Annotated in this window: 4 protein-coding genes; all 4 read right to left on the bottom strand. The window is 58.3% G+C overall.

What is annotated here, in order from left to right; all coding sequences use genetic code 11:
* Positions 1 to 92: 92 nt before the first annotated feature.
* Genes PSR62_RS14580 through PSR62_RS14565 form a run of 4 tightly spaced genes read right to left on the bottom strand, consistent with a single transcriptional unit; the run spans position 93 to position 13,240 of the window.
* Positions 93 to 6,317, bottom strand: a complete 6,225-nt coding sequence (locus PSR62_RS14580; protein WP_274403726.1) for a beta strand repeat-containing protein — start codon at positions 6,315 to 6,317, stop codon at positions 93 to 95.
* Positions 6,314 to 7,237, bottom strand: coding sequence for an ISAzo13 family transposase (locus PSR62_RS14575; RefSeq protein WP_274408236.1), 924 nt, complete (start codon positions 7,235 to 7,237; stop codon positions 6,314 to 6,316). Before PSR62_RS14575 ends, PSR62_RS14580 begins: the two co-directional genes overlap by 4 nt.
* Complete coding sequence (locus tag PSR62_RS14570) at positions 7,237 to 7,530, bottom strand: hypothetical protein (RefSeq protein WP_008671553.1); 294 nt, start codon at positions 7,528 to 7,530, stop codon at positions 7,237 to 7,239. The genes PSR62_RS14575 and PSR62_RS14570 overlap by 1 nt, the downstream gene beginning before the upstream one ends.
* Before the next feature lie 46 nt (positions 7,531 to 7,576).
* On the bottom strand, positions 7,577 to 13,240 hold the full coding sequence (locus PSR62_RS14565) for a two-partner secretion domain-containing protein (protein WP_274403724.1): 5,664 nt from the start codon (positions 13,238 to 13,240) through the stop codon (positions 7,577 to 7,579).
* Positions 13,241 to 13,254 lie beyond the last annotated feature (14 nt).

Here is a 13,254-nt window from a genome sequence, read left to right as displayed (position 1 = left end):
GAAAAAGGGAACGCCTTGCGAATCGAATCTCCACCAAACCAGAGGCCGATGGGGGACCCCCAGCCTCCGGCCAACGCCAGGTTGCAGTGCTGTTACGACGGGCCTTGGGGGCGGAGGTAGGTTTCATCGCCGGTTTGCTCGGCGTTGAGGGGAGCTGGTTCGCTGAACATCGGATTGGCGGAACCGCGGGCGGTGAGGCTGGTGATAAAGCTCTTGAACCGTTCAAACCAGCCGTTGGGCGATTGCCCCGCGTTTGCCTGGGACTGGGAATCCGTTTCGGTTGCCGAGGCGGGGCGGGTGAAGGTGTCGTTGGTGGTTTGGGATATCGATTCACTGAGCGCGGAATCAGCGAGGGCGGCTCCGGTGCGGACGATGTTCAGTGGATCGAGTGAATTGAGCTCGAAGAGCGGTGCGTCGACGGTGGTTTGTTCGCCGAGCTTGTTTCCTGAGTTCGTCAAATCGATTTCGGTACGGGCGGTGAAGCTGCTGTTACCACCGACCTCGATCGTTGATGTGGGCGTTTGTCCGAGACTGCCGTTTTCAACCGTGACAGTCAGATCGCCGATCGTTTCGGCGTGGCCCAACAACAGGTCTCCGACCGATTGTCGGATGGTGCCGTTGTCGGCGAGCATGTAGACGATTCCCGTGAACACATTGCCAGGGTTGTCCAAGATCACGTCGCCGATTGCCGCGACGGTGGTGTCCCCGTCGACTTGGATCGTGGTTCCTTCGGATTGAGTAAGGTCACCGCCGGCTGACGCGGTGTTCAAGTTGCCGCTGGCATCGATATTGCCGAGCGTTAAACCATCATGGGCGTCAAAGAGACGGATATTGTGACCCGTCGCGTTGACGGGGCCGACGAAGTTGTTGTTGAATCCCCCCAATTCGATGTTGTCACCGGCGTTGATGGTGGTCGTTTCGCCAACGAGGATGGTCCCGGTGGAAATCTGTGTGACGTCTCCTGCGGCATCGATGTCGAGGTTACCGTGGGTGGCAAGGTCTTCCAGATTGACATCGCCGGTTTTGCTGTCCAGTTTGACGTTGTCGCCGGAGAGTTGGTTGACCGTCAAGTCGCCGGTGGTTTGGGTGATGTCGACGTCGCCGTTGACGTGGATCGTTCCAGTGGTGCTCTGCGCGAAGTTGTTGTTGACGGTGAACGTGTCATCCACTTCGAGCGTGCCGTCGTTCTGGGCAAAGTCGTCGGCGTTGAATGTGCCAGCGGTCACGGTGCCGCCGTCTTGCGTGAAGGTGTCCACATCCAAGCTGCCGTCGACGTTCAGCGTGCCGCTGTCGACTTGCAGGCTACCGCCCAGCAGTGAGTCGATTTCCACGGGGCCGTTGACGGTGTTGTCGAACGTCGGTGTGACTCCTTGTGGGATGACGACATTGGCCACGTTGGCAAGATCCGGAACCGCACCGCCGGCCCAGTTGGCGGGATCGTTCCAGTTGCCAGTCGTGCCACCGATCCAGGTGACGGTGCCCAGACGCGTGATACTGCTGCTAGTATCGTCCGCGAAGGTGATGTTGTAGTTGCCGCCGCCGTTGCCATCGTTGATCGAAATGTTCGATGCAGCAAGCGTTTTGTCGGTGCCGACATTCTTGTCGTCGTACGTCAGGGTGATCGAGGCCACGCTGTCGCCAGCAATGCCGAGAGCGTCGGTGATCGCCTGCAATTGAGGCGCTGTGGCAACGATATTGGTGTTGCCGTCGTAAACCTTGGCGACCGTTGGCGCGGTGATGGTCACGTTCTTGGGCGTGATCACGCCGTCGTTGGCTGTGAAGGTGCTGCCGCCGGACAGGTAGTAATTGTCGGCGTCGGTGCCAGTGAGTTCGAGGTTACCGACGGTGTAGTTCAGGCTCGTGCCGGCGTGACGATCGGCGTAGCTGCCTTGGCCGTTCAAGGTGAACGAGTCGCCCGTGATGTCACCGGTTTGATCCAGGGTGAGGTTGACCATCGACTTGTTGCCATCGTACGTTTTGCTAACGCCGGAGGCACCGACGTCGATCGCGGTTCGAGTAACGGCGTGGTTCCCGACGATCTCAACACTGTTTGAGAAGTTGCCGCTGGTGATGTCGACGTTCTCCATACCGAGCGAGAACGCACCGACGTTCGTGTGATTGGATGTGCTGAGTGAAGATCCATCCAGTACGACATCGAAGGCTGCCGAACCACCGGAACCGTCATCAAAGACATAGCGACCGTCGACGACAGACGGGGCGGCGAGTGTGTGAACGGTATTGCCTGAGTCCATGTATTTGGCTGACAGAAGTTGCAGCCCAAGCAGGTGGCCGTACGTGGAGGTGCTGTTGTCGAATCGCACCAGCAAATGATCGGCGGGAACGATGGTGTAGTCGCCGGTGGCAAACGTGATGTCGTAGTTGTCCGAACTCCAACCACCGGCGGCCAACGCGTTGGCGTAGGTGTCGGCGGATTCGTCGGCTCCCATTCCGCTTCGCGTGATCGCCAGCGAACCGGTGAGGTCGGACGTGCCTTCGCCCGCGACAAAGCCGCTGTAGCTGGCTCCAGCGTACCCGGCCGCGTCCGTCTTGGTGACGAACTTGGCATCATTGTTGGCCGTGACCGTCAGTGGTGCAGGGGTGATGTCGGCGGTCAGCCCAGCGGGTTGGTTGATGCTGTAGTTGTTCGCATCGTCACCCGAAAGCGTCAGCCCATTGACGATGATCGCCTTGGACGTGCCCACGTTCTTGTTGTCAAAGTTAGCGATCGCGGATCCGGTGACTTGCAAGTCGTCAGCAGCAATCGCAGTGACCGTTGCCGTTCCGCTGAGCGTGGATGCTGTCGTGGCGTCGTAGACCTTATTGTTAGCGGTCAGGCCGGAAACAGAGACGGACGACGGCGTAATCGCAGCAGTGGTGGTTGCTTGATTGGTGATGGCGTAGTTGCCGACGTCGGCGCCGGTGTAGGTCGTGGCCAAGTTGACTGTCTTGCCGGCCGCGGCGTTCTTGTCGGCGAAGGTGCCGGTCAGCGTGTCAATCGACAGCGTGTCGCCGAAAACGAGCCCACCGAAGTCCACAGAGTTGCCGTTGACGGTTGCGGTTGTGGTGGCGTCGTAGGTTTTGTCGGCGGCAGTGATGCCGCTGACAATCAGCGATTTCTGGGCGATGGACGCTGTGGCGGTGGCTTGATCGGTGATGACGTAGTTGCCCGCATCGCTGCCGCCGTAAGTGGTACCGGTCAGGTTGACGGTCTTGTTGCTGCCTGCGTTCTTGTCAGCGAACGCGCCGATGGTGCCCGCGGCGGTGAGGTCGTCGCCGGAAATCATGCCGTCGAAGGTCACGCCGTTCAAGCCAACGATGGCGTCTCGGTTGCCGTCGTAGGTCTTGTCGTTTGCCGCGATGCCGCTGACGGAGATCGACTTGGCAGTGACGTTGGCAGTCGTCGCGGTTTGGTCAGTGATCGCGTAGTTGCCGACGTCGGAGCCGCCGTAGTTGGTCGTCGCGATGGTGACGGATTTGGCCGCACCAGCGTGCTTGTCATCGAGGGTGCCGGTGGCGGAGGTGACGTTCAAGTTGTCGCCATGAACCATGCCGGTGAAGACTGTGCCGCTGGCGTCGAGCGTGATTGCGGTGCTGCCGTCGTAAACCTTTTCGACGCCAGCGATGCCGCTGACGGTGATCGATTTCGCGGTGATATCGGCGGTCGAGGTGCCGCTGGTGCTGCCCAGCGAGTAGTTGGCTGCATCGGTGCCGGAAATACTCAGGCCAGAAACACTCACCGTTTTCCCAACGGCTACATTTTTGTCAGCGAAGGTTGCAGTTCCGCCGATGGAAACCAGGTCGCCCGTCTCCACGCCGTTCGCCGACGCGGTAAAGGAGGCGTCGGTGGTGCCGTCATAGGTTTTGTTATCAACCACCAACGGAGTCGTGATGGCTTTCGCAGTCACCGTCAGCGTGCCGCCCGTGATCGTGCCTGAAGAGTACCCCAGTTGCTCGGCGCCGACGTTGATCGAATGCGTCCCCACCACGTGGTGACCACTGGTCGATTCCGTGCCGGTGACAGTGACACCCCCGTCGAATACCTGATCCAGCGTGTCGCCGTTGACAATGCCAGTCAGCGAACCCGTCAAGGTCGCCAGCGAGTCGCCGTAGGTCTGTGACTTGTCGCCAATCGAGCCACCGATGGTCGGTTGTTCGCGGTAGATCGCATTGACGCCCGCGACGAGTGCTTTCACGAAGTTTGTGGCAGCTTCGTCGCTGCCGTAGCGGAAACGGTCCGAGCCCGAACCGATCAGGTCAGTCAAACCGGTACTGCCCGCGACGCTGCCCGTCATCAGCGTCGCCATTCCGCCGCTGCCAACCGTGATCGTCGGCGAACCGCTGACGATCAGATTGCCGCCGGTTGCCGTTTTCGCCGCCGCCGTCTGGCCCGCATTGATCACGATGGCGGTCGCCGTCGCATCGGTCGTGGCCACTTTTTGGAGAATCGTCAAATCACCAGCCAGCGTGGCGATGTCAATCGTCCCTGTGGCTGTCACGCCGTCGGTGCTTCCCACGCTGCCGATCGTGAACCCGTTACTCTCAACCAATTTCAACGAGGTGCCGTCAAAGGCAAATGTTCCGATCGCGTTGCCGGTGCTATCGAGCGTCGTGGCACCGCTTGCTTTGACAAGCAGTTTGTCAGTGCTGAGGTAGCCCGAAGCCCCATCGACAACGGTGCCGGTGGCGTGGATGCTGACGGTGTTGGAGTTTTGAGACGTCAATGCGGAATTGATCGCAACGTTGCCACCATTGATGTTGATATCACCGTCGACGATTAACGCACTACCGATTGTGACGTCCGCCGTGTTGGTTGACTTGCCGATCGTTAGGCCACCCAGCGATGTGCCAGTCGAGGAAGCAAAGTCGGAGGTGTTGAATGCGGAACTAAACGAATCAGCGACCGATTGGATTGTCAGAGAACCCAGCCCCTGAAAGCCGCTCGACGTCGTCATCGGCGCGTCGTTCAGGAAGTTCAGTGTCCCAGCGTTGATCTTCGTCACGCCCGTGTAAGTGTTCGTTCCCGGCAGTGTCAGCGTGCCTGATCCGGCTTTGGCCAACGTGACGTCGGAGCCTGCTATCGTGCCACCAATCGTACTATCTCCACTGACGTCAACCTCCAGTGCACCGTTGGCAGCCAAAGTCAAGTCGCCTGCTGCCAGTTCATTCGTCGTGATGTCAATTTCAGACAGTGCATCCTTGCTACCAACGGCACCCTTGAGCGTGACGTTGCCCGCCGAGTCGGTTTCCACTGTCAAGTGATGATTTCCGTCGATCGTGCTGCCAGCTTGAATGCTACCGTTGTCGGTGATCGTCAAGGCGAGATCGCTACCAATCGTGATCGCACTGCCGAAACTCTGGTTTCCCGAGGTCGTGATGTCTTCGCCGAGATTTGCCAGGCCGGTCACGTTCAGCGAAGCAGCGTTGGCGATTGCGGCGGTCGTCTGCAAAGCACCGTTGACATTGATTGCCCCCAAACCTGTCGCAGCTCCAACTGCTCCATTGAATTGGACGCTACCGGCTGTGTTGCTCGTTCCACTAATACCGACGGTGAAGGCGTTCCAAGTTTCGTCACTCAGGCTGTTCCAGGTGAGCGTCGAAAAAGCATTGCCGAAGCGGACGGTTCCGTGCGGCTCGCTATATCCGCTTTGACTTGAACCATTGGCGCCACCATCATTCAATTGGAACGTGTTGCCGACGTTTGTTTTGACAAGGTCCCCCGAGCCGAAATAGCCCGGTCCTGCTCCATTGAAACCTGAGTAGGATTCAATCGTGAAATCCTGGTCAAAGCCGTAGCCGTTGCCATTCATACTGACAATGCTAAAGGCAAGATTCTCGACGGATTGGCTGAACGAAAGCGTCTGCTGCCCGGCGTGCTCCAGTTGAATGATGTCTGAACCTGTTGGCCCATTGGCCACCTTGGAACTTACATACGGCGATGCTCCAGCGAATGCTGCGCCATTGTAACCTGTCCAGTAATTGGTTCCGCCGTTCGTTTGAGCACCGAATATTCCCTGGGGATTGTGGTAGGTCACCGTGATCACGTCCGAACCAACCGAGATCGTTCCGGTTACCGTTTTGTTAGTTGGATTCCAGTCGATCCAATCAACCCAGTAATAGGTGTTTCCAGGTGTGATCGTTGCTGTCAGATTCCAAGGTGTTGATGCACTATTTGAATCAACGGTGGAACCAAAGATGATGTTACTTTGGATGGTCGAAACATGGGTGTCCGCGCCCAGCAGAACCGGACTGTTGTAGAGTTGCGATCCCAGCGAGTTGACGACTCCACCGTTAAGCAACGCACGGTGAATAACTGTCATGTTCTGGGATTTGCGACATAGTTCCACTTTGGCAGAAGATCATCGTAGACGATTGTTAGGTTGTCTTTCATATCTTGGGTGGCAGTCCTTCCGGTTTCAAAGACGCGTTTGATGACAGCGACGGTCGTTCGCAGTCCAGTTCTCGTCTTCGCCCCGCGCATCAGCGACACGGCCGTGTCGAGACAATCAAACAGCATTCCACTGCACGCCCGTCCGATGTGCGGAAAGAAGCGGCGCTCGATCTGGTTGTACTTCGAACAGTACGGTGGATAGTGAGCAATGCGAATCGGCAAACCGATCGCATCACTCAGTCGCTCCAGGTCGTATTTGAAGATGTACTTGCTCGCTGAATTGCTGCCGCCCCCGTCACAAGTCAGCAGAATCGACGTCGCGTCCGGATAACGTCGGTGGCCGAACTTGTTCCAAAAACGCCTGAACGACTCACAGGCAAATTCGCTTGTGTCGCGGGACAGTCCCAGGTTGATATGCCCCAAATTGGCCTTCGGGTCAAAGATCCCGTGTGGGATCAAAGCGCCATCGGCCCAGGAAGGAAAGTCATGATCAAACGCTTCGAACGAACGGTTGCCGCGAACTCGCCCCTTACGATACAGAAGCCCCAAATGCTCCTTCGCTTTGGTGTCGATCGAGAACCAGGGCTCGCCGGCTGTTTCGTATTGCGAGACCAGTTCGGCGATGCGTTCAAACTGGCAGTCTCGGTCGGGATGTTCGCCGCCAGGGATGTCTTTGCGAATTTGCCGTCGACGGATTCCCGCGTCATCGAGCCACTGAGCGATCGCGTCTTTGCCCACGGGGGTTCCCATCTTCGCCAGACGCTCCGACAGATCCTGCGGCGACAAGTCGGTGTAAATGATGTCCTCTTCGTCGGGGTCTCCGGCGGTACGGAACTCGAGGCACTCGATCAGGTTGGCTTCTTCCGGCGTTTCGGAATCGATCTTTTTTTTCGACCGGCACCGGGCCGACGTACGCGTCCAGCCGCCGGGTCATCCTTCAGGTGATCAAGTTCCGCGATGCCCCGTTCAATCGTTCGGGTCGAAATCCTAAGCACACCGGCGATGTAAGTGATCCCGCCATGCCCACGCTGTGTCGCTTCGATGGCTGCAAATCGCCTGCGATCCTTCTCCGATAAAGTTCCTGCAAAATCACGCAAGCGTTGCTCGGTCTGTGAATCGGCTTCGCGTAAACTGATGGCCATCCGTGGCTCCGCCATGTGGGGATCGAATTGAACTCACAGCAGTCTATCAGATACGCCCAGTATCTCCGACACTAATTGATCGTGCGTTGCTAAGTTGAATGCCGCCTCCAGCTGTGATGTTTAGCGAAGCCAGAGCGTTGCCGCCACCAACACCGCCGTTGAAAGTCAACTCGCCCGTGGATCCTGCGTTGACGGATAGACTGCGGGCAGTGCTGTCACTGTCAACCGTGTTCGCGAATTCAATGATACTATTGCTGCTGGCGAAGGAACTATCGCCTGACAGAGTCACCGGGCCATTGTAAGTTTGATCTCCCGCGGTGGTGATGTTTTTGGGTAAAGTGAAGCCAGTCACGTTACCCGCTTTTCCGATTCGCAGGCTCGCCGGTGTACCGGAAATGTTCAGCCCGGCCAGACTGGGACTACCTGCGAAACTGTCCGCGGTCGATTCGATGACGAGATTGCCCGACGTGTTGATCGTGTTGCCAAAAGAACCGTTGATGTCGAAGAAAACTCGATCGGATTGGATCAAAATATCGGAGCTGCTGGTTGCCACGGTCGAACCATCAGCACCGATCGTGATGTCAGTGCTGGAGCTCGGCCTCAGATACAAACCGTTGTAAGTTCCGGTCAGCCCCACAGGTGCTAGATCTCGAAGTGTGATGGCTCCCGATTCGGAGAGAATCTTGAACCCGGAATTTTCGATGGCCATCCCGCGTGAATTCGCCGACGCCTTGCCGCCGGTCATCGTGAGGTTGATCGCGCCCGATTCCGTTTGAATCACCGAGTCACTTCCTTGAAATCCCCACACATTGATCGTGCTTGCGTTATTCGTGGCGTCGCCGACCATCGAAATGGTTCCGCTGCCCGACGTCTTGAGTTCTGCTTCTGATATTCGGATCGCACGGTCGCTACCGCCCGAGACACCTGTGGTGCCATAGCTTCCGTTGATACTGATATCGCCACCGGCGGCGTCAACGGTTGCCTTTGAACCAGACGCTCCCACGAAGCTAACCGCGTAGTCATGGCCAGCGGTGACAGGGGCCCCCGCTGCCACATATTCGATGTTCGCGCCATCGGTGCTGACGGTGACTCCGGCATTTTGCACGATTTGTGAACCGTGGAGCAGCACGCCGGTGCCGGAAGTGGCGGCGCTGATCAAGTCGTCATTGATCGCGAGCGTTCCGCCGTAAACTTGAATCGCTCCATCGACGTTTTGAGCACTGTTGATCGAGATATCCGCCGTGTTGCCGGACTTGCCGAGCGTCAATCCGCCCAGTTGGCTGGTGGTGCCAAGACCCGAGATCGGCCAATTCAGCGTCGATGAAAAGCTAGTGCTGAAAGGCTGGACGGTCAGCACGCCGGAAGTATCGACCACGTTGGTGCCGCTTACAATCAGCCGATCACCAGTGAGGTTGATATCGCTGCTGCTGGTCGTGACGGGTGTTGCTGCTTTCTGCCCGATGGTCGTGTTGTCTAAGGTGATACCAGCAGTTCCGCCGCCAACGTTGATGCTGCCATTGGCGGACAGTAGGTTCGCTGTGTACAAGCCTACGCCGTAACCAGAACCGCTTGTACTTCCGGTGATGTCGATCCTGCCGCTACCGAGTGATTGCACCGTCAATTTCTGCAGCTGTACGCCCAGGTTCCCGCCGGTGGTAGCAGTCGAGCCAGTGATCTTCACCGCCGCAACACTTTCGCTTCCGCCGGAAGCACGAATGATCGGCGATGATCCTTGGTTGTAGGCTCCAATCTCGACGCCGTGACCAGTGCTTGTATTCACGCCTTCGATGTTGACCCGACCGGTGTTGCCAGCGTCCAATGTGCCGCCGTCGAGCCACATGACGCCCATCGTGTTACTGTCGGATTGCCCCTTCATCGACACGTCGCCGCCACCACTGTAGATGTTGGTGGTGTTCGCTGAATTGGCTGTGCTGCCCAAGTTGATTCCAGCACGAGTGGTGTCAGCACCGACGGCAATTGCATATCCCGACGGCGAGCCGCTGCCGTCATCCGCACCGCCGCCGAGGGTGATTTTGCCGCCGCCGATCGTATGTGTACCAGCAGTTCGATCGGCCGCCGTGCGACTATCCAACGTCGAGTCCTGGCCGACGAGGATGTAGCCTTGCCCGCTGCTATCGCTGTCGCTCCACAACGTGATGTCGCCGCCGTTGGTCTGCAACGTGCGGCTAGGGTCGGTGCTGATATTGCCGGTGCTTCGGAGCAGAATGCCAGCTCCCGCCAGCGAACTGGTCAGGTTGCCGTTGACGTTGATAAAACCACCGTACAGATTGATCGGCCCGTTCACATCAACCGCTTGATAGACCTGAATGCCAGTCGTGTTGCCGATCTTACCCAGCGTCAGGCCACCGAGCGTGTTGTAGTCGTTGATCTTCAGCCAGTCAGCATCACCGGCACCCGTGAACGTATTGCCGCTGATCGTGCCGGTGTAGTCGAACTGTCCGCCATAGCTGCTCCAAGCGTTCCCGTTGGGCTGGTAGGTGAAGTGGCCAGTTGAGTTGACGGTAATCGTCCCCGTATTGATGTCGTCGCCGATGAGTGTGATGGCTCCCGCACCACTGCTGATGATCCGATCCCCGATCACTCCAATTCCATCGATGCCGGAGCTGTAGCCATCGCCACCCCATAACAACACGTCACCGCCGCTGGTGGAAATGTCAGCATACAAATCCATCGCATTGTGGTTGTAATTTAACTGCCCGACCGAGGGGCCATTGCCGACGGTCAGCCCATTCCAAGTGGCACTTCCTGCAACGACATCACTTCCGCCAGCCCAGAAATGGCCGCCACCCGTGTTGACGTTCCCACCGATCGAGACCCCGCCCTGATCGCCACCGTCATAGTCCGACCACAACACGACATTCATGCCGCCCGGGTTCGTGGCGATAATGCCGCTGCTTAGCTGAATTCGCGAAGCTGACTTTGCGGTGAACGTCGATACGTCGCCTCCCGTCTTGCTGATATTCGCCGCAATGTTGATGGCAGGGTTCGTCGTCGCCAAAGCCTGCAAGAAAATGTCGCCCGTACCGGTGCTGGTTAAATCGTTGGCCACTGTGATGATTCCACCGTAAGCCGTCACTCCGCCGCCCACCGTCAGCCCACTGGCCAACGAGCCGAGGTCACCGCTATTGAAAGTCACATTGCGAGTGTTCGTTGATTTACCGATCGTCAAGCCGCCGATCTTCTGGGCCGCGTCCGTGTTCCAGCTGAACCAGTCGGTGTCAACGTTTTGCCCGAACGCGGTGCCGAACGATTGCCAGGTCACGCTTCCGCTGGTGGCGATATCGGGGCGATTGTCGTTGAACCAGTACTGGTCAAACTGAATCGTGAGGTCCGCGGCGCTGGTCGGGACGGGGGTGCCAGATTTGGATCCCAACGTGAGATCCGTATTGGCTTCCAGTTCCAAGTAACCTGTGGCCTTGTTGCCTTGCAGTGTGATGGGGCCGCTGCTGGCCAGAACGTCGTGTGTTCCAGTGCGGAACATCATGTCGGTCGCCTCGGCACCCGCATGGGCGTCAAGCAGAATGCCACCGCCATCACCGGTTGCATGAATCGACATGTTGGAAGCGAAGTCGATCCCGAAGCTTTTCGTCGAATCCGATGCACTCGCGTCGCCCACGATCACGATGGCATCCGAGGCCACCTTTGCGGACGTGATCGTGGTCTCGCCACCACCGTAGAAGTACACGCCCTGGCCGTTGCTGTCGCTGGTCCCTGACTGCTGGCCAATGCCTTCGATATGAATTCCACCGGTGCCGCTGTCGATCGTTGTGCCACCACGGATGGCAATCCCTTCCGCACCATGGCCGTTGGCTGCGGTCGCCGTCGCCGAGCGACCTTTAAGGCTGATGTCGCCGCCGTTGGAATGAAGGGTTGTGCCAACGCCAGCATCCAATATCAACGCTTCGCTGGTGGACGCATCGTACCCTTGCGCGTAGCCGGTCCCCAGTTCATTGCCACCGCCCAGCGTGATGTCGCCACCGCCGGTCAGCAGGTCAATGGTTCCGCTTGTTCGGAGGTCGATCGTGCCGCCGCCCGAGCCATCGGTGTCGGAGGCCAGCAACAGATTGCCAGTTCCGGTTTCCAGATGAATGTTGCCTGCGGTTGTTTCGTCGTGAATGTTTCGCTTCGCAAGCAGGCTCAGATTGGCACCATCGCCCGTCAGCCGAACCATGTGTTCGCCAACGAAGATGTCGCGATCTGCCTTCAACGTCAGCGAACCGGTTCCCGTGGAATCAATTTCATCCTGAACGAAAATGTCGCCTGCTTCGGCACCGACCGTTTGCGTGCTGGTGTCCAGCGTGACGGACGTTCCAGCGTTCAGGGACGCTTCGATCGACGTTCCGGTGACATCGCCACCGAGTGCACTGATCACAATGTTGTAAGGATCCAGCAGCCAGTGTCCGCCGCCCCCCGCGTCCACCGTCACGGTGCTTTCGATATTCAGGTCATGCCCCGACGTTTCGATCTGTCCGCCGTTGCCCAGCAGATCGCCTGCTTGAGCCAGCAGCGTTCCGGCCACGCTGGTGATGGAATCGGAGTTGAAAATGTCCGACCACAGCACGATCGTTCCGCCGTCGCCGGTCTCGGTGGCTGATGCGTCAATCGTCGCGCCGGCATCCATCGTGACAGTGGTGGCCTGCGTCATCGGGCCGGATCCCTGCCAGTCGCCGCCGACCAAGACATCACCGCCGCCGTGCGTTCCGGTTGCATCGATTGACGAGTTCGTCGTTAGCTTGATGTCATCCGCTTCGAGTTGAACGCGCCCGCCAACCGTGGTTCCGTAGCGGAAGTCGTCAAGACTTTCGTTTTCCGAATCGTCCGCAGTTCGATACTCTTGACGAGTTCCGCTACGTTGCGCCGCGATCGTACCATCGTGCAAAATCTTGCCATTCGGATTGACGAGGTAGACCTCGCCGCCGCTGGTGGCCGCACCGGTCGCTCGGATCGTGCCCGTGTTTTGAATCAATCCGGCCGTGGGACTGATCCCGCTTTCCAGCGTCGCCATCGATGGCTGCACATAGGTGACACCGTTATCGAGCGTGACACTGCCGCCCGAGGTCAACGTGATGTTGCCGCCATTGCTTTGGATGGTGCCGTGATTGGCGATGTCGCCAGCAATCAGGTGGGCACCGCCGCTGCCGGTGACGATCGATCCGTGGTTGACGATGCTGCCGGCGGCTTCGCCTGGTGCAAACGCCAGGGCCCCGCCGTTCATGAAGTCTTGGTTGGTAACATCAAACGTCGATGCAGTGAATCCGTTGGTGTTCACCATGCCGGACCCCGACACGACAATTCCTGATGGGTTGACCAGGAAGACGTTGCCGTTGGAGTTCAGTGCTCCGGCAATCGTCGATGGCATACTGGGCGTCGTGACGCGATTCAGGATCGATGAACTGGCATCGGGCAGATTAAAATTGGCCGTGTTGCCCGCACCGATGTTGAACGAATCCCAATTCACAATCGCGTGGTTGGATGTCGCGTTGACGTTCATCACGCCGGCGGCCTGCGAGATCGCGGCTTGCCCGGCGACGACATCGGCCCCGGTTGGCAGTTGGGCCGAAGCGGTACCCGCGGTGACCCCAACCGAGCAAATCGCGGCAAAGAGCGTTGCTCGCTTTCTCTTGGCTGTCCGAGTGACCAAAACGCTTGACGCGAAAAACCGTGTCGTCGCAGAACGGGAAAGAGTCATCTTCTAGCCTTGAG

Origin of the sequence: Rhodopirellula sp. P2 (assembly GCF_028768465.1) — a bacterium.
In the GTDB taxonomy this organism is placed as follows: domain Bacteria; phylum Planctomycetota; class Planctomycetia; order Pirellulales; family Pirellulaceae; genus Rhodopirellula.
This window is presented reverse-complemented; position numbering and strand designations above follow the sequence as displayed.